Here is a 19,829-nt window from a genome sequence, read left to right on the forward strand (position 1 = left end):
GCAGTCCCGGGGATCCAGGCGCGCCGCAGCGAGGTTCGTACGGACCAGCCTGATGTCACCGCTGGTCCCGGCGGGGCGCGGCCCACTGCTCATGGTCTCCTCCAAGCAGTTCGGACAGGACGGCCCGATGCGGCACCGCGGAGGGGCGCATCGGGTTCCGGCATATCCAGCATGGCACAAAACATCTGTGAACTCAGTCCATGCACGACAAATGCGTGAATCGATTTACACTGGGCGCATCCGCCACGCAACGGTCCGGCGGAACCGGGAACTCGCCACCGTCGCGCCTCTTCTGCGTGCCAGAGGCGGGACGCTTCACAGGCAAGGGGCGGCATGAAGAAGGACGAGGTGCTGGGCGGCCGGTACAAACTGCTCAAGCACCTGGGCAGCGGCGGCATGGCCGTGGTCTGGCTGGCGAGGGACCTGCGGGACGGCAGGCTCGTGGCCGTCAAGTGCCTGCGCACGCAGAACGAGCTCCTGGACGCGCTCGACGAAGACGAGGCACACGACGAACTCCGGCGGATGCGTGGCCGGTTCCGGCGCGAGGGCACCCTTCTGGGACGGCTGCACAACAGGAGCATTCCCGAGCTGTACGGCCAGGGCATTCATCACGCCGACCCCTACCTCGTCATGCGCTACGTCGACGGCAAGCCCCTGCACCGGTTCTTGGAGCAGTACACCCCCACCGTCGAGGTCAGCGCGGCCATCGGGGTTCAGATCGCCGAGGCCCTGACCTGCGCCCATGACCTGCCGGTGGTGCACCGCGACCTCAAGCCGTACAACTTGATCATCGATGAGAACGGTGTGGTCGTCCTCATCGACTTCGGCATCGCCAAGCCGCTCTGGCCCGGCGTCACCGACTACACCCAGCACGGATCCACCGTCGGCAGCAGAGGGTACGAGGCCCCGGAGCAGATCCTGGAACGCCAGATCACCCCGAAGACCGACCTGTATGCACTGGGCTGCGTCCTGTACCACCTGCTGACCGGCCATCCGCCGTTCTCCGGGGACGGGCTGAAGGGCCAACATGTGCATGCCGCGCCGCTCCCGCCGACCTGTCATGTCGGGCACATCCCGGCAGAGCTCGAGAGGCTGGTACTGAAGTTGCTGGCGAAGGCGCCGGAGGACCGGCCGGTGGACACCCGCATGGTCGCGGAGGTGCTGCGGAAGTACGCGCCGCGTCCAGGTGACGCTGCCCCGTCCCCCCGGCTAGAGCCGGACCCGACGCGTCCGTTGCGCTTGCCCGACGAATACGGCCTGCCCGTGGCGCCCGCGACACCGGTGGCTGCGTCCAGTTCCGGCAGGAAACGGCGCGGTTCCGGGTTCCTCAGCCGCCGGATGTTTCAGGAAGTTACCACCGAGGCCGCAGCGGAGGTCGAATCCGGTGAGCCGGCAAGTGCGGTAGACAAGCTGCTGGAGCTGCTGCCCGCCGCCCGCCGGGATTGGGGCGCCTTCGACCCCGGCGTCCGGACGGCTTTGCGCGTGGCCGCGAACGGCATGCGTGTGGCCGGGCGTTGCAAGGAGGCAATCGCGCTCTACGAGGCTCTGGCCCTGCGGGCTGAGGACAAGGCAAGCCTGGACGCTCTGGCCGACTACCTGGAAGGCACTCTGGGTGCGGCGGAGTGCCGCATCCCCTTCGGTGACTTGCTTCCGGCCGCGGCGGCGCGGGCCATGGTGCTCGAGCAGATGGCCGACGTCACAGGCCCGCGCGCCCAAGTGCTGGCTGAGCGGTGCCGAGAGGTAGGCATCGAGCTCGAGGGGCTGGGATTCGACATCTAGCGACCTTGCGTGGGCAAGTTGCGCTCAGGCTGGCCAGGGCAGGTCATTGGGTGAGCGTGCCAGGGCGGTGGCGTACTTCTTGCGTCTTCGGAGCTCCTTCCAGTCCAAGCTCTTCAGTGATCGTTCCCGAGCGGCCGTGGGTCAACACCTGTGCTCGGCGAGCAAGTCACCTACCAGGAGGTCCGGCGGGTGCACCGTAGGCGATCGGCGGCGTGCTCACGGACGCAAAGAATGCAGCTTTCCCTCTGCCAGCCCGTCCCCGAAGCTCCGCACGAAAGCCTCGCCCACCGATGCGACCGAGCGGAGCGACTCCTCAAGTGCCAGGAGTTCTCTGAAGGCCGCCGCATACGGTCGCTGTTCAGCAAGTGCGAGCTGGAGCACCTGTAGCTTGCGTACGTCGATGCGGGCAGAGCTGGAGGTATGGGAACCCGCTTGCCGCGCGTTCGCGGACGCGCGCAAACAGCCTGCGAGGAACCAGGGGTCGAGGACTTCGGGGTCCGGGCGCAGCGCGTAAAGCTGAGGTCCGAGCACCAAGGGCGTGTCCTCTTGGACCCAGACGCGATACGCCCTCTCGACACCCGCCACGACGACATCCCCCAGCTCGGCCACGGTGAACGAACCCGTACTGGCTCCCCGCTCTACCTCCGCCCGGACGAGCCACCCCCCCGGCTGTCCTCCCAGGACCAGGTCGGGAACGCTCAAGGCCGGTACCGCGCCATCTGGCAGCGCGTCGCCGTGCAGTAGGTCACCGGGGAGCGTCTGCCCCTGTTGCAGCTTGAGAGCATGGGCACGGTGTAGGTCCGAGACCGTGATCGTGGACGGCGCATCACTACCCGTTGGCAGGTCGATTGCCGCCAGAGACTGGGAGCGATCGCGCACTTCGTCGAGCAGGCCGCCCAGGCGCCCCCAGGACTCATGGAGCTTGGCCTGGGCTTCTACGGCCGTCTCCGGCACGTGACGAGCCGGCGTGAGATCTGTCTGCTCATTGAGCAGGTCCACCACAGGAACGGCGACACACCCCTCAGGCAACTGCTTCCCTGCTTCTGCCTTCCTTTCTCCAGACCAGTCATAAGCACGTACCGCATCGAGTACGCGGCTCGTCAACTGCGGCCAATCGATACTTTGAGCTCCTCTCGTCACCCCATGCGATGTGGCTGCGTCGAGCAGAAACAAGCGTTCGACGGAAACAGTGCTGCCCTCGGGCACGGGCATCCGGAGAATCCACAACTGGAGCGAAACGCTATGCGGCTGGGCAGCCCCGGCCGGGAGCGCAACGACTCCCTGCAGAGCGCCCGTGCGCAGTAGCGCCCCACGGATGCGCCTACCGGCACGTCGGGAGGCCACCGCCGGCGGCAGCAGGAGTACAGCCACGCCGTCTGGCGCCAGTCGCGCCAGAGCGTGCTCAATCCAGGCGAGTTCGGGCTCAGTCCTCGGTGGCAAGCCGTAGACCCAGCGGGGGTCAGTCGCCAATTCCTCATGGCCCCAGTCCCGCGCGTTGAATGGGGGGTTGCACAGGACGATGTCGGCCCGGACACCATCGTTTGGGTCCGCGCGAAGCGAGTCACCTGCCTCGATCCTCACACCGCCGCTTCCCCTATCCACGTCGGCGAAGCCCAGCTGCACTTCCGCCAGCGCGGCAAGTACCGGGTCGAGTTCGGTACCAATGAGCGCCGTGGTCCCGGGATCGGCATCGACGCTTCGCTCTGCCATGCCCTCACCAACGGCCAGAAGCAGCCCACCGACACCGCAGGCGGGGTCAAGAACGGTGATCCGCCCATCCGCGCCCCGGCGCTCCTCCGCCCTGACGGCAAGCGCAACGTCTGCCATCAGTCGGGCCAGTGGGGCTGGGGTGGTGCCGACCTGCCGTACATGGGCGTCAAGCCAGCGTGTGAGCAGGAAGGTGAATGTCTCCCGCTCTCCTTCATACCGTGCGACGTCGACCGTCTCGTTCATCACGCGAGCGGCCTCGTCCGAGAGCAAGGAGTGCTCGGGTGCGGCCTGATCCGCGCCTGTCGCGGCAAGCATGTGGCGGCCGGCCTCGGCGAGCGCCGCACCCATCACCGCACGATCCCCCAGGGCCCCATAGTGCGGCCACAGCCGCTCGCGCAACCCGATCCGCTCGATCTTCCCGTGGGCGTACAGCCACCGTTCGACCTCCGCGAGGGAGAACTGCGGGCTCGTGTCTGTACCGCCGACCGGCATCGGGAACGAGTCATGGCGGCGTCGCCAGTTGCTTACCGCCGCTCGACCAACGCCCGCGATGCGCGCGATTCCCGCCAAGGTAACGGGCGCATCGTTGGAGTCTGACATGTGGTTCTCCGAGCGGGAGGGTGACTTTCGGACGGGTCTGACACGGATGCCGACACCGTAGCTCAGCTACCCCTACCAGGCCAATCATTGACTGAGTTCACAGACACTTCGTCGATCGCGCGCTCTTCTACGACGGCCGCCCAAACGCTCGAGTGCGCAACTCGGGCGCACAACGCTCGGTCCCCCTGTCGGCATTGACACCACCGTGCCGCCGCCCCGCTGTCCAACTGAAGGGAGACATACGAAATGGCCAAAGAGAAGCGTCGGATCATGCCTAAGACACGCGCACAGTGCCGTTCATGACCGGGCTGGCCACGAGCTGCCCGTCGGACGAGAACGCCACAGCATTCACAACGCGCTCTGCGGCGGGCAGAAGGATGCGAACGGCATGCAGCGCTCCTGGGTCACGAGGCTTCTATAGCCGCACCGGGCCATGTGCTCAGATCTCGCTTCCGATAGCCCCGGGTCGGTGTCTGTCGCACCGCCACCCGCATGCGTAGAACCGTGCAGGGGCCCCACATTTCGTCACCCCTGCCCCGCAGTGCCCCCGATACAGCGTCGATCCTGCAGCAGTGGGAGTGCCAGCCAACTTGGATCGTGTTGCGCGCGTACCGGGAATGTCTGTTAGCGGGACATCACGCCCGTCGTCCACTGCCGAGGTTCGCACCCGGCATGTCGGATCGCCATCGCCCATCACACTCTTCGCCTGCCGCGGGTGCGTCACGGCGGGCGGCGGCTCCGCCGCGGTCTCATCGCGGCAGGCGGCGTAGTCTGCCGCCGGGGCCCCAGAACTCAAAGGCCGTCCGCTTAACCTTCACCGTCGCCCGCACGTACAGCCCGGAGGCCGCATCCCGGATGAACATGTCGAAGGGAACCTCCGCTGGCCGCGTCGTCGGATGCCATTTCCCGCACTTCCCGGTCCCCTTTCGTGGGCACCGGCCCGGGAACCGCTCATCACAGCACACCAAATCGATCCGGCGGACACCGCCTCGGAACGGGAGCGGGCTGTCATGCCGAACGATCAGCTCGAAGGGCAGCTTGTCCGTGCGCAGCCACGGCACCACCAGTGCCTCCGCCAATACCCGGCTGTCCGTCTGCCACGCGTCCGCCAGCCCCGCACGTCGCGCAGCCGCGTCCCGTGCTGTGATCTCCCGTGGGTTGACCGGTGACAGCTGCGACTCGAAGCCCAGCAGGACACCGTTCGCCCCCTGTATCAGGACGTCGCTGCGGACCTTCTGGTCCGTGCTCGTCCGCTCCGTCGTTGCATGGTGGCCGCCTTCCTCCGCCGCGCGGACCGCCCGCTCCTTGTACGCCTTGTGCTCGTCCGACTCCCCACCAGCATGGTGCCGGTCCTGTGCGTCGCTGCGGGTGTGTGAGGCGACCACCCGGCCCATCCGCCGGTACAGGTACATCGGCTCCGTGTAGCCCAGCCTTTCGCAGATCTCCGCGCACGTGAGCCCGCGCACCGCTACGGGCAATCGGCGGTCTGCCAGCAAGCGTTCCAGGAGCACCGCTCCACCTGTCACTCCAAGATCCGGCTCGGTGAGGTCCAGCTTCCGGTCGAAGCCCGCGAGTTTCACGTACCTGTTCGGCACTTCGGCCTCCCCGCGCTGTATGACCGCACCGAGCCGCTGGATATCCGGGGCACTCCCCCAAGCGTGATCCAGTAGTCCAAGGGCCTGGGGCGGAGGCCGCCGTTGGAGACTGTGCTGTCGGCGTCTGAACACGGCACAGCTGCCAAGGCCCGCTTCAGCCAGCCTCCGCCCAGGCAGGCTCGGCACCGTGCACCAGGAAGAACCGGTACGCCCGGTGTTCACAGGCGAGGTACCGACGGGGATCACGGTCGACGCCCTCCGCAAGGCCAGGAGGCATGTCCGTACCCACTGACGGCCGCCCTCGCCTCCCCGGAATGGGCATTCCAACCATGCGCGAGCTGAACGTCTTCTATCGCGTGAAACCGGGGTCGAGTTGATACGCACACTGCACAATCAAGTTTGAAGGATGTGCTGTTCGGATCCAACGCAGGCCGAAGGGGCCCGCGAAAGGGCTCGACGTGGAAGGTGCGGATGTCGAATGGTCCACGATGACGCCTACCACTGGCCTCCGGAGCTGCTGGAGCTGCTGATCGAGCTGGTGCCGCGGCTGAGCCGAAGCAAGGACGGGGTCCTCGGATTCTTGCGCGGGGCGGGCGTCAGTGAGGAACTGCACGCCGTACACCGGCAACAGCTCGCGGCGGACAGGTCAGCAATCAGCAAGTACAAGATTGTTCGTGCTGTGCTCAGCCAGATCAACGAGCAGGGCGACGCCGGCCTGCAAGTCCGACGAGAGCTACTCAAGCGGGCAATCGAGTTCGAAGACTTCTCCACCCTGTGGCCGGACGATCGACTACCAGCACAAGGGCTGCAGGCGAACGTGCGAAGTCTGGTGAACGTCAAGGATTCGTTCACCCGGATGAACCAGGCACGTGACGACGAACGGGCAGCACGGCTTGCGGCACGCACCGCCGAGGCGGACCGCTTGGCTCGGCGGCGTGCGGAATTCGCAGCGCTTCGAGGCCGACTCGCGGACCTCTTCAACGAAATGGACCCAAGGAAGCGGGGCGCCGCCCTCGAAGGCGTACTGAACGACGTCTTCAAGACCGAAGGGATCCTGATCAGGGAGTCCTTTATCCTGCGCAACGAGGATGGCCAGGTGGCCGAGCAGATCGACGGCGCGCTGGAAATGGACGGGTCCCAGTACCTCGTGGAAATCAAGTGGCGGGGTGAGCCCGTCGAGATCAACGCGATGAGTCGCCACCTCGTTCGGGTCTACGGACGTTCGGAAGTCCGTGCGCTGTTCATATCGGCCTCCGGGTTCACCGGGCCGGCGATCAAGGAAAGCGAGCGGGCCCTGAACCAGCGAGTGATCGTTCTCGGTGAGCTACGAGAACTTGTCCTCCTGCTCGAACAGGAAGGTGACGTCGCGCACTGGCTGCGTGAGAAGGTCCGCATCGCTCAGCTCGACCGGCGCCCCCTCGCCGTGCTGGGCACCGACTTCTGAATCACCCCTCGCCCAAGAGCAAGACTTCACGTGCGTGTGCATCCGGTCGCTGCGCCAGCCACCGCCGGCGCGGGGCGCGGACCCCAGCCGTTGTGGCACCTGGGTATCCGGGGCTGACCTACAGCTGACCGGGCCGGGAGCAGTCCCGATGCCGGCAGATGAGCACACCTGGGCGCCGGAAGGGGAACGAGCCCCCGCGAAGGAGCCGAACAGGCGCACTGCCCGACCGCAGGAAGCGACGCAAAGCGAACTCGCCAGGGTCCGGGCCGAGCGTATCGAGCGGCTGGCTCACTGGCCCAGGCCGACCACGAGGGACGCCCGCAGGAACAAGCCGGCGGGGGTCCACATCAGTCACAGCGATCACACGAATGTCACGAACAGCGTCGACGCACCTGAACCACAAGGCCCCAATCAGGGCAAACACTCCCGCCCTGGACCACGTAGACGCCATAAGACGCTTTCGCCCACTTGTGCCAGGTGGTACCGAGGGAGGGCCCCAGGACCAGGACCGGGGCGTCTTCTGGCCCGTCAGAGCGGTATTGGAGGGTGTTCTTCGGCGTCTCGCTCACCCGCCTGAGCCTCTCATCTGTCACAGACGCCCCTATAACGGGGGGGGTCGGTAGAGACCGTCCTGACCAGGTTGAAGACCTCGCGGGCGGCATATCGCTTGAGGCATCGGATGATCTCACGCCGAGTCTTGCCCTCCCGAGTGCGGCGTTCGTAGTACGCCTGGGTGCGCGGGTCGTGGCGCAGCCGGGTGAATACGATGCGGTGCAGAGCCGTGTTCGCCTGCCGGTCGCCGCCGTGGTTGAGCCGGCGCGAGCTCCGGCCTCCTGAGGAGTACTCGATGGGGCTGACTCCGCACAGGGCGGCGAAAGACGCTTCGGTGCTCAGCCGCTCGGGGTTGTCGCCCCTGGTGATCAGGAGCGTGGCAGCGGAGTCTGGGCCGATACCCACTGGCGCGAGCAGCTGCGGGGCATGGCGTTCAACGAGCCCGGTCAGTCGCTGATTCAGCTCGTCGATCTGTCCGGTGAGCTGCTCGATGCGCTGAGCCAGCATGCTCAGCGTCATGCGAGTGGCCTCGGCTACAGGGTCCTCATCGCTCCCACCGGCCTCGCCCTCGCGCGGGCTGAGGTGTGCGCAGGTGCGGAACAGTGCGCGGTTGCCCAGGCCGGACAGCCGCTCCCGCAGGGCCGGGTCGGCTACGACCAGGACGGCCTTGAGCTGGCTGATCGCCTGGGTGCGCGCCTTGACCACGGAATCCTTGGCAATCTTGAACATCCGGGCACTCTGCACCGGACCGTCGCCGGTCTTCGCCCGGGCCCGGGCGCGACCGCTGAGCACGGCCCGCGCACCGGCCTGTGCGTCGAGCGGGTCCGACTTCCCGAGCAGTCGACGAGCCGAGCGGTCGGGCCGGTTCACCTCGAACACCACGACCTGCTGCGCCAGCAGGTAGCGCGACAGGCCCGCACCGAAGGTACCGGTGCCCTCCACCCCGGCCCGGCGCACCGTACCTAACTTGCGAGCCCAGGCGAGCAGCCGACGGTAGCCGACCGCCGTAGCCGGAAAGGACTTGATGCCCAAGGTCTGGCCCAGCGAGCAGACCACTGGGGCGACATGAACTTCTCCGTGCGTGTCCACACCCAGGACGACCTCGCCCCCGGCGGGCGGGCCTGTGCTGGTTGGAAGAGGTGCTGCGCTGTCTGATCGTCATGGTGGTCTGCCTCCCGCGTGGTGATGTGCTGGGTGGCCGGCACCTGCCGGTCGGGCGGTCTGAACCGTAATGGCGCCTGAAAGACGGCAAGGCCCCTATTGGGACACGCCCTGTGGCTCGGTGACAGCAAGCACCATCCACAACGGCAGTCGACATGCCCGTGACAAGACACTTCGGTCAAAAAAGTCATGAGTCAGACCCCGTCCGGAACAGTGCTACGCAACCGTCCCACTGCCCTCGGCGCCACCGCATGCCCCGACCGCTCCCGGGAGACTTCGTCCGAACCGGCACCGAACCTGCTCTGGACGGGACAACGATGAGTTGACTCTCCATCCGCCCGTGACCGGAATAGACGGACTGCCCAGTGGCCCGCCCCTACCAGCTGCCCCTCGCAGACTTCCTCCCGCTCCTCCACCAGGTGGTCGGTCCCGGCCGCCGGCGTGTGAGCACCGGCGGCTTGCCCCTACTCAATGTGCGGCGGCATCACACCGCGGGCTCCTACCCCCAGCGGAACATTCTCCCCACAGGCGAATAGCCCGGAGCTAGCCACTTTCTGGGGCTGGCGCACCACGCCGGCGAAATTGACGGACAGGGCGACCACGACCGGGCCCTTGGGAAATGCCGCAGCGAGTGCCTGGGAGAACTTTGGCGACTCAACACGGTGGAACCCTCTTCTACGACGAGGATACGAGCGACCACAATCCGCCAACGTTCGCGCCAGCCCCCTCTCCAGTGACCGTGCTGCTCACAGCGCGTGAAGCGTCCTGGACCACCAGAATCCACCGCAACGGCCCGTCGGCCGAACTGGTCCAAGACGAAAAGCTGCAGCACAACGGCTTCCTCCCTCCAGTCGGCCACTCGCTGACGCGCCGTACTGACGCACTTGGCGAGATCCGGCCGCGCGACCGCGACAACCGCCCATGATCCGCCCGGAGTTGGCAGTGGCCATTGGTACACACAGTTTCAGGGCCGCGGGGTGCGGCCCGTGATCACGGGAGGGGAACCCGATGTGTCGAAGCCGCCCGCCGACTTTCACCACGTTCGCGCCCACATCCGTCGCAATCCGGGCCCGCGCGGCGCGCCGGATGTCCGGCTGGCTGACGGTCGGGCTCATCCCCCGCCTTGTGGGTCAAGTTCTTCGGACTCGGGGACACTTCCGCCAGTGCCCCGCCTGGCGAGATCGCGGCGAGGTCTGGGTCCCGTCGCAGGGTTCTACGGGCACGGCTTGGGGACCAGTTGGGGACCACACGGTGTGCGCGATGGTGCACGACGGAGCCTGCGATGCACATTATCCGCCCCGACCAAGTCTGCTATATCCATAAAATACCCTTGACCCCTACTCCTGGGGGTCAAGGGGTCGCAGGTTCAAATCCTGTCGTCCCGACCAACGCTTCACGCTGGTCGAAGGCCGTATCCGCAGAAGCGAGAAGACGGCCTTCAGCGTTCTCCGGGACAGGGTGGTCACAACGCGATCACCCTCCATCCGCGACCGCGAGCTCGGCATCTCAGTCGAAGACGGCCGCCACACGACCCGATCGGAACTCCACCCTGACCGGCCAGGATCAAGAGAGCCGTTCACGAGCAAGCCGGGCTCCGATCCTGCCCCTGGACGAGGCGGTAGACCTCTCGCGCCACATACCGCTTCAGACGAACCGTCGTCTCAGCCGGGGCCCGCCGTCGTGGGAGCAGCGGGTCGGGGAGCACGTCGCCGGTCCAGCACCTGGGGCGGTGCGTCGGCGATCCACTCGCCCACTGCCAGCAACGAGGTCGCCCCGGCTCCTCGGCATCCGCCAGCCAACGCATCGTCGCAATCTGTGCGTCAATCGACTACGCAAGGAGGCCGCCGTCACCGGACGCGAGTCCTGCCCCCGGACCTCAACCTGCCGCGCAGCCCAGCCCTCGTCATCGGCCTCGAAAGACAGCCACAGATCCTCGTCCGCGTGGTAAGTGCGGAACCACATTGTCATACCGCAATCCTGATCCACGACCCTGACCAAAGAGATAGGGCCCCCGGAGGGCGCCACGCGGCTCGACGCCTTCGCCGCCGTGCAGGCCGACAGCCCTGTTCCTGCATGGACCACATCAAGGTGGACACGCCCTTCACCAGCCGGCCGGGGCATTACAGGCATCCGCGAACACTCCGATAGCCCTGGTGCAATACATAACCTTCGAAACGGCCGAGGGCCGATGCACCTGCCTCGTACGTTCAGCATCTGGCGGCTGACACTCCGCATCGCGCGAGCCCGAACCCCGGTGGCGGCATCGCCGCCGACCATGCGCTGCCCCGGGCGCAGCCGATATTTCTCTGCCCCTGTGCAAGATATTCATCTGAGAGTCCCCCCGGGCACCTCAGAACGAGTGCATCGATCTCACGAGGAAGGTTCTTGCGGGAATTATCATGAACTCCCTACAGGGCAGATATGCGCGGGCCAGATTCACTCTGACCCGCGCATCATCCAACGCGCAACTAGCCCGACGCGCGGAAATTGCAGCGATTTGAAGGGCGGAAGGACGATCAGGCTCGATCCCTGATCAATAGCTCTGCTTCATCTTCGCGCCTTGCGAGACGACCCGCCTCTCTCACCTCGCCAGTCGTCATATGTTGCGCAAGTTCGTGGGCTGGGTGAATGCCATCCGCGTTTCCTCGATCCAGCATACCTAGGAACCAGCGGATAGCTCGCACCTTGTCTACCTCGGTGCCCACGCCATCACGGAACCAGCAGGCCGCAACGAACATTGCAGGAGCGTGCCCCTCTTCGGCGGCTTCGAGATAATAGGAAAGCGCCTCAGCGTCGAGATCTCGGTCCGATAGTTCATCACCCAGAAGCGCACATGCCTCCGGAATTCCCCCGTCCGCCGCCACACGCAAGAGACGCAAGTATTCCACGTCGTTACGCTCGACTCCGATACCGTTATGGAAATTGACGGCAAGGTTGTATGCAGAGTACAGGTCGCCGTCTCGGAGTGCGCTTTCAAAGTGGAGATTGGCGCGCATTGGATCCCTCTGCACTCCTATGCCGTTCAGGAGCATGAACCCGAGTCCTCTTTTACCTTCCGGAACTCCTGATTCGGCTGCGTCCTTGAAGAGCGCGAACGATCGGTCCACATCGATCGACAAATCCAGCATGATCCCAGCCAGCAGAGCCTTGGCATCTGCATTTTGCGCCGCTACCAGAGCCTCAAGCTGAGGCATCAGGTCGCCAATACACTGCTTCGCCCGACCCTCTCCCCTCCGCATCGCATGTACGAACCAGTTACCAGCAGCAACAATATCGCCCTCGCGTACGGAAGATTCCCCGCGAGACAATAGCGAAGCACCTGGAACCCCTCTTGGATACTTTCGCCATTCAGGGGCAAACTTGCTCAATTCAGAACCCCCAACATCCAGACTCTTCAAGGTAACTCCCAGAGCCTACACCATCCCCTGCTTGGAGAGGTCGGGACTGGGCCATCAGGGCTCAAAAGGGAAACCCCATGCCGGATTCCTCCGGCATGGGGTCAGATCTACCACCAACCGGGATGATCGACTGCTTCCCAGGTTCCGTCAGGCTTGAACACGTTGATCACATCTGGATCAGTGACGCTCAATTCATGACCCAATTGCTTTGCTCGTTCCTGGAACCAGCCGATGCAGTTGTCACACATCACTCGGGACACGGATATGCTGTCTGTGGAATTCAGGGTAGAAACTTGCCGCTCGGCATGCGACAGATAATACGCCCCTGGACCAGCACTGTTATCCATGAAAGCGTTGGGGGTTCGAAGATGGTTCGGCATTGCGTTCAGGACTTGTTCCGGTGTAGCTCGGGAAAATCCCGTCGGCACGTCAGTCGAATATCCACTCACAGCTACAGAGTTCCCGGCCCTCGCTGCTGTCTTCTTAGCCTCGTGCGTCGGCAAGCTCGCATGCTCAGGCGACGGCGCTGCACGTAGTGCCGCTGAGGTTGGGCAGGTGTTGTGCACAAGCACCGGACTGCTGCCCGCCAGCACGTAATAGGTGTGGAGTTCGGCGACGGTGAGGTTGTGCATGTCGGCCGCGCCAGTGACCTTGTGGATCGCAATAAGGGTGACGTGCTGGCCCTTGTCGGTGGTCAGTGCGTGACCGGCCTTGAGCTTGCCTGCTGGGACCCAGTTTTCATCGGTGGCGTCCCAGAAAGGGTGCTCGGAAGTCGTGTGGAGGGTAGCGGCCTTGCCGTTGTCTCCTCGGACGCTGATGTCGATGAGGTCATAGTCGTGATTGACGAACTTGGCCGTGACCTGGCGTGGCCCCTTGTCCTTGCCGGTGGCGGGGTCAGCAGCCTCGACCTTCTCGCCGACCTTGATCTTTCCGATGGGCTTGGTCTTGCCCTGGTCCATCAGGACGAGGGTTTCCGGGGTGAAGCTGCACTTTCCGGCTCCGCTGCCCGCCTCGACGGGGGCCTCGGGTGCGGGTTCCGGGCTGTCGTGGGTGCCGCTGCTTGGCTTGCTCGGTTTGCTGGTGTCGGCAGGCTTGCCAGCGTCGGGCTTGGCCGGGGGCTTGCCCGCGCCCGGGTCGTCGCGGAGCATCCGCGAAGCGGTGCCTCCGGCTTCGCCGACCTCCGCACCTGCCGCGACGGCCGCCTTCGTCGCCTTGTACTCCTTGGCGAGCTTGTATACGCCATAACCGTCCGCGGCGACCTGTGCGACAGCTCCGGTGATTTCGCCGGCTACGTATGAGGTCGACGTGGTGTCGACGCCGAAGAGGTCTGCGAGCGGGTGGCCGTCTGATTGCCAGGAGTTGTGCGGCAGTTCCAGACCCAGCATGCCGGGCGGACCATCCCACCCGGTCCACTCGTTGAAGAGCTCGTTCTCGCCGTTCCAGATGCTGGAGATGGAGTTGCCGAAGTATCCGAGGCCGTTGACGCCCCACTCCCACGGCGTGCCGACAACCGAGTCCCCCACACCCGTGAAGAAGTTACCGACGCTGCTCCACGAGGGATGCCACCACAGGCCGTTGGGGTCGGAGCCGTTCACGGGATCGTCGCCCGCGTAGGTATACCCGCCCATCTGGTTGGGATCGCCGGCTTCGAAGACGGGGTCGACGCTGAGGAACCGTCCGAGGACGGGGTCGTAGTTGCGGGCGCCCAGGAGGTTCAGACCGCTGGTCGTGTCGACGGGCTTGCCCAGGTAGCCGCGGTTGTCGATCCAGCTGGCGGGGGTGGTGCCGCGCGGCGCCCCGTAGGGATCGTAGGCGCGCCGGGTGACGGCGAGGCTGGAGGCGTCGACCTGGAGCTGGGCGGTCTTTTGAGGGTTGGTGGGCTGGTAGGTCAGCGTTCCGGCGGAGGAGCGGGTGATGCGGGTGCCGTCAGGGCTGGTGTAGTAGCGCAGGCCCGCGACCTTGTCGGTGGCCTTGGTGAGGGTGAGCTGCTCGGCGCCGCCGAAGAGGTAGAGGACGTTGGAGTCCGCGCCCTTTTGGACGAGCAGGTTCCCGTCGGCGTCGTAGACGTAGTTCGAGGTCTGGGTTCCGCCGCCCGCCTTGGGCGTAGTGACGGTGTCGGTGCGGCCTTCGCTGTTGTAGGTGAGGGTCTGGGTGGTGGCTGCGGCGCTGCCGGACTTGGTGTCGCGGCTGGTGGTGTTGCCCGCCGCGTCGTAGTGCGGGGTGAGCGTGGTGGGGCCGCTCGGGCCGGTCGTCGTGATGCTGGTAGCGGTGTTGGGGCGGGCGGCCTGCGTGGTGCCGCTGCCGGGGTAGGCGCTGGTCTGGACGGTGTTCTTGAGCGCGTTGCCGGTGGTGTCGTGTTTGACCTGCTGGGTGCGGTCGCCGAGCAGGTTATAGGTGAAGGACTGCCAGTACGGGGCCGGGCCGCCCAGGGTCGCGGCGGATGGTGTCGCGGTGTTGCACTGTGCGAGCTGGCCGGTGGCCGGGGCGGTGGTGCCCTTGGTGTCGGTCCAGGCTTCGGCGAGCCGGTTCAGCCCGTCGTAGGCGAAGCACTGGGTGTCGATGCCGGTGGTGGTACCGCCGGAGGACTGGACGTCGTTGGCGGCGGTGAGGTTGCCGGCCTGGTCGTAGCCGTAGGTGGTGGCGTCGATCGGGTTGGTGCTGTTGGTCTGCAGGCTGACCGTGTTGGTGGCCAGGCGGCCGGTGGCCTGGTCGTAGGTCTGCGCGGTGCGCAGTTGCTTGCCGTACAGGCCGTAGGTGGACTGGATCACCTGCCCCAGCGGCGTATACAGCGTGATGTCGAGGTAGGGCGCCAGGTCGGAGCCGGTTTCGACGAGGCCGCCCTGGAGGTTGTAGCCGTAGCCCACGGTCTCGGCGGGCAGTCCGCCGTCCGCGGCGTAGGCCGTGGACTGCAGCAGGCCGACGCGCGGGGTGTAGGCGGCGCTGGTGCTGTAGGTGCCGGCGAGTTTGCCTTCGGCCGCCGGGATGACGGTGGTGGTTCCGGTGGGCTGGTAGGCGGTGTTGTAGCCGTTGACCTTCTTGGTGTAGGCGTTGCCGTTGGCGCCGCCGACGTAGCGGGTCGAGGAGGTCGGGTAGCCCTTGGCAAGGGTGTCGTAGGTCCAGGCAGCGAGTTGCTTGGCCGGCTCGGTTGTGCTGGTTCCGTCGTACAGGCCGGTCTTGCGGCCGAGTCCGTCGTAGGCGTAGGAGAGGGTCTGCCCGCGGCTGTCGGTGCTCTGGGCGAGTCGGCCCTGCTGGTCGTAGCTGTAGCTGCTGGGGCCGGCATCGGGGTCGGTCTGGCCGGTTTTCCGTCCCAGCAGGTCGTAGGTGTAGGACCAGGTGTTGCCCAGGGTGTCGCGGATCGACTCGGTCTGGCCTGCCGCCGTGTAGGTGTAACTGGTCGTCACATCCGCGGCCGCGGCCTTGCCCTGGGTGCCCGAGTTCCACACGCTCTTGCCCGCGGCGTTGTAGATCTGGAAGCCGGCGTCACCGCGGACCATGGCGTACGCGCCGGTCGTGCCGGCGGTGGCGCTGCCGGAGTTCCACAGCACGGTGCCGGTGGTGCTGGTGACGACCAGGCTGCCGTCGGTACGGACGGTGGCACTGGCGCCCGGGTTTCCGGCGGTGTTCGACTGCCACAGGGTCTGACCGCTGGTGATGCCGGTCAGGACCAGGTTGCCGTCGGGCTGCATAGTCAGGCGGACACTGTTGGAGGCGACCTGACTGCCCGAGGCGATCACGGTCCCGGTCGGCAGCTTGCGGTCGGGAGCAGTGTCCTTGAGACGGGTGGCGGTCTTCTGGCCTTGTGCGTTGGTGTAGGTGACGCTCGGCTGACCGCCACCCGGAGGGGTGGTCTCGGTCCGGTCGGCGCCCGGGTAGGCGGTGGTGGACTCCCAGAGTTTGACGGCCCTGGACCACTGCTGGGTGGCGACCGCGCGACCCTGTCCGTCGTAGACGGTACGGGTCTGGGACGGGACCGTGTTCTCCCTCTCCACCCACATTGTGGTGGAGGGCGCGGTGGTGGGATCGGAGTAGGCGGCGATGCTGGAGACGGTCCAGCCGTGGCTGTCGTAACCAGTGGAGGAGATCAACCGCCCCGCGGAGTTGTCGGCGGTGGTCGTCTGCTGCTGGCGAGCGCGCAGTAGTCCGTCGTAGATCGAGACGGCCATGCTGTATGTCTCGTCCTCGCGCAGGGTCTGCGTGGTGACGGTATTCGGGTCGGGGCTGTCGCCGCTGCCGTGGACGGCATAGGTGAACTTGCGGTCCGCGCTCTGCGTCGCCCTGTCCCGCCCCGGCATCCACACCTGCGTGCGGCGGCCCAGCGCGTCGTAGGTCATCTCGGTGACACGGTTGTTCGCATCAACGGACTGGGTGGTCAGGCCGCGCCCCGGGTCGACGGTGACGGTGGTGGTCCAGCCGAAGGGCTGCGGGTAGGTCGTGGTGACCTTGGTCGGCAGGATGCCAGTGCTTGGGGAATACGCAGTGGTGGTGGCCTGTGACGTGGTGTCCAGTGTCTTGGTCACGCGTCCGTAGTCGTCGTACGTGACGGCTGCGAGGGTCTGGTAGACCGGGTCGCCACCGGAGTCGTACTTCGTCACCGTCTGGGTTGCGGTGAGGTAGCCGAGCGAGTGGGACTTGTTGTCCGAGGCCCAGGATTGGCCGAGCTTGCCGTACGTGCCGGGGGTGGAGACGGTGCCGTCGCCGTCGTAGAAGAGCCTCTTGTGGCTCAGGGTGGTCTTGCTGTCCGGCGTGGTGTCGCAGCCTCCCACCAGCTCGAGTGTCTCGCTGGGGTAAGTGAGCATCATCGGGTTGTCCGACGGGGCGTCGGCGTAGCTGGTGATGGTGCAACGTTCCTGCTTGGAATCGGAGACATCACCCTTGTCGTCGACCTGCCGTACACGCCCGTGGCTGTCGTACTCCGTGATCCCCTTTTTGGTGCGCCAGCTGCCGTCAGCGAGGAGCTCCATGGTGCGGTTGGTGGTGGAGGTGGTGCGGCGCGCGGCGAGGTCTGGCAGCGTCGACAGGGTGTCCGGTGCGGGGTCCTTGGATGTCCAGGCCGTGCGGGAGGTGCTCGCGGTGGTCGTCGCGGTGAGCGGGCCGTTGAGTGTCTTACTGACGGGGATGCCGCTGGCGTTGCTGTAGACGGCGGTTTCGAGGGTGGCGCCGGCCAGCCAGTTGCTGTCGGTTACCGCCGTGTCGTCGACGGAGTTCTTGATGGAGACGGACCGCTTGCTGCCGTCCTTCTTGTAGTCGCCGTCCATTCCCTGCAGATAGGTGGAGACGGACTTGGTGATCGGGTCCGGTGCGGTGCCGGTGGTGGTGGTGACGGTGCGGTAGCCGCGGAAGTCGCTCCAGTCGCGGTACTGGTCGTCGGTGAGGTCGGAGTCGTCACGATGCCAGGCCGCGCCGCCGCCGTAGGCGTAGTTGGTGACCTTCGGCGCAGAGTTGGCCTTGGTCAGGTCGCTGTCCGTGACCTGAATGACCAGGGTCTTGTGGAACCAGTCGTCGATCGGGGTAATGGCCCCTGCCGGGTTCCAGTGCACGGGATAGCAGGCCATGGTGTTGCTGTCTGCGGAGGACGGCATGGTGTGGTTGACCCGCGAGCACTCCGGATTGCGGTAAGTGACCGCAACGGACTCGCCGCTCTCGGTACGGATGCTGGAGATCCGCGGGTGGTACAGCGGCGGGGCACCGGGGTCGAGGCCGTCGACCCGGTTGTCCATCTCGATGCCGGTGAACGTGACGGGATCCAGAGTGATCGGGCCGCTGCCGCCCGCGCTGGTGTCCAACCCGGTGTGCTGGATGGAGGAGAGCCACATGACCGACTGCAGCTTTCCGGCGTTCTTCGGGTCGGTGGTCTTGCCGGTGACGGGGTCGATCACCCCGCCCGCGTCAGAGAAGACGTGAGTGAGGTTGTAGGAGTCGACGTCCTGGAAGCCGCTGCCGGTCTTGACCTGGGTGGTGATCTTCTTCAGCCGGTAGGTCGACCAGAAGGTCGGCGAGCCGAGCTTGCAGACGTCCGTGGCGTCCTCGTCGTCGCTGTGCGTCTTGTACGTCGAGGGGCAGTTCGTGTCGTAGGGCACGTCCGGCCAGTTGGTGGCCGTGTCCTTCTTGAGGTTGTCGTACGTGCAGACGCTGTCGGAGGTGGTGCAGCGCTGTGCGGTGGTGAAGTTGATCCGCGCCGCGGGTTCCTTGCCCGCGATGGCGTCGGCGAGCTTGTAGCCGTAGGAGATGCGGGTGAGGTATCCGCCGCGGGTGTACTGGGTGAGCGTGCCGCCCTTGTCGTCTTTAGCGACCTGGCCGTAGCCCATGTTGTAGTAGTTGGACTCGGTGGCGTATTCGTAGCGCTGGGCGTTGCCGTGCGGGTCGACGACGAAGTCCAGGTTGAAGCGGTAGCCGACCGGCTTGGCGCACTGGGAGTCGTCGCCCTTGTCCGAGTCGTAGCATGGGTCGCCCGACTTGGGGTGGTAGACCGGCACGCCCCAGGCGCTGTTGGTCGCGGCGTCCGAGGTGGTGCCGGGGGCGTGGTTGAGGCCCAGGTAGTAGGCGGTGCCGTCGGTCGTGCTGACCTTGAAGTACTCGCCGTCCCACAGCCCGTTGCCCGCGCCGGTCAGCCGCTCGATCTTCGTGCCGTCGTCCGACGACAGGTGGTAGACGCCGTCCTTGTCCCGCACCAGCTGGCCCGTGTGGGAGCCCAGCGAGAGGGTGGCGTTGTAGCCAGCCCAGCACTCGTCGCCGGAGTCCTTGATCCCGTCGTATCGGCACGGCTTGTACGAACGCTCCAGGAAGCCAGGACTGTAGGACCAGCCGTCGCCGATCCACGAGGACTGCGAGTTGCGCGCGGAGGTCTCGCCGTCGATGGACTGGGAGTTGTACGACAGCGCCACCGACGGGCTGCCACCGCCCAGAGCAGGCGGAGTGGCGACCGGGTAGCTGTAGGTGAACGCTCCCGACGCGGACTGTGCCCAGGATCCCGAGGCCGAGAGCGAGGTCGCCGTGTAGTCGCCCTGCGAGCCGCCGGCACCGGCGACCGCCGCGACCGCCAGCGATGCGGGGGCCGCTGCGGGGCCGACGATCCCGGACGCCTTCGGCTTGAGGGTACTCACCAGATTGCCGGCCGGCAGAGTCACCGATGCGGTGAGCTTCTGCGCCGAAGCGTCGTTGGTGGTGGCCAGCGGGGTCTGAACCTGGCAGGCCGACACCTTGGGAGTGGTGAGAGCGCATCCCGGCATCGTGACCAGATGCAGGCGTGAACCCCAACCACCGCCATACGCCTGAGCGATCGCACTGTAGTCGAGCCCGACTTGGACCTGACCGGCGTCACTCCTTCCATCCGAACGCGCAAGGCCCACCAGCAGTCCGTCGATGTGCGCGGCTTGCGCCGCGTGCCGGTCGACCGTCTTGACAGTGACCGATGACGGTGGCGTTGCGGGTTGCGCCGCCATCCCGTTGCCGTGTGCCTTGGGAGCGCCATGGGCAGGGGCCGACCCAACCCATACCGGGGAGGTCCCGGCCCGCTTCGGTGGGATCGCTGCAGCGGCAGCCATCCCCTGGGTCTTCGGACTGCCCGGCGGAGCAAGGTCTACCGTATCGGTG

The 19,829-nt window shown here is 66.2% G+C and carries 7 protein-coding genes; 2 read left to right on the plus strand and 5 right to left on the minus strand.

What is annotated here, in order from left to right; translation table 11 throughout:
- Positions 1-333 precede the first annotated feature (333 nt).
- Positions 334-1,779, plus strand: coding sequence for a serine/threonine protein kinase (locus ACJA3G_RS00035; protein WP_406550730.1), 1,446 nt, complete (start codon positions 334-336; stop codon positions 1,777-1,779).
- A 216-nt stretch (positions 1,780-1,995) separates the two neighbouring features.
- Here ACJA3G_RS00035 and ACJA3G_RS00040 read toward each other — a convergent pair whose 3' ends face one another.
- Together ACJA3G_RS00040 and ACJA3G_RS00045 are read right to left on the minus strand one after the other, a co-directional pair.
- A complete protein-coding gene (locus ACJA3G_RS00040) occupies positions 1,996-4,089 on the minus strand; it encodes an N-6 DNA methylase (protein WP_406550731.1) in 2,094 nt (697 codons plus the stop codon).
- Between the two features lie 749 nt (positions 4,090-4,838).
- Positions 4,839-5,684 (minus strand): hypothetical protein, encoded by an 846-nt coding sequence (locus ACJA3G_RS00045; protein ID WP_406550732.1) that lies wholly within the window; start codon positions 5,682-5,684, stop codon positions 4,839-4,841.
- A gap of 478 nt (positions 5,685-6,162) precedes the next feature.
- Between ACJA3G_RS00045 and ACJA3G_RS00050 the strand changes: the two genes are divergently transcribed.
- Positions 6,163-7,128 (plus strand): restriction endonuclease, encoded by a 966-nt coding sequence (locus ACJA3G_RS00050; protein ID WP_406550733.1) that lies wholly within the window; start codon positions 6,163-6,165, stop codon positions 7,126-7,128.
- A 582-nt stretch (positions 7,129-7,710) separates the two neighbouring features.
- Here the strand turns inward: ACJA3G_RS00050 and ACJA3G_RS00055 are convergent.
- From ACJA3G_RS00055 to ACJA3G_RS00065, 3 genes are all read right to left on the minus strand, one after another.
- The gene (locus tag ACJA3G_RS00055; protein WP_406550734.1) at positions 7,711-8,769 is read right to left on the minus strand and encodes an IS110 family transposase; all 1,059 of its coding nucleotides are present in this window, start codon (positions 8,767-8,769) and stop codon (positions 7,711-7,713) included.
- A gap of 2,588 nt (positions 8,770-11,357) precedes the next feature.
- Positions 11,358-12,035 (minus strand): tetratricopeptide repeat protein, encoded by a 678-nt coding sequence (locus tag ACJA3G_RS00060; protein WP_406550735.1) that lies wholly within the window; start codon positions 12,033-12,035, stop codon positions 11,358-11,360.
- Positions 12,036-12,346: 311 nt separating this feature from the next.
- Positions 12,347-19,465, minus strand: a complete 7,119-nt coding sequence (locus ACJA3G_RS00065) for a polymorphic toxin-type HINT domain-containing protein (protein WP_406550736.1) — start codon at positions 19,463-19,465, stop codon at positions 12,347-12,349.
- Positions 19,466-19,829: the final 364 nt, after the last annotated feature.

The organism is Streptomyces sp. YS-3, assembly GCF_045257485.1.
Taxonomy (GTDB): Bacteria; Actinomycetota; Actinomycetes; order Streptomycetales; family Streptomycetaceae; genus Streptomyces.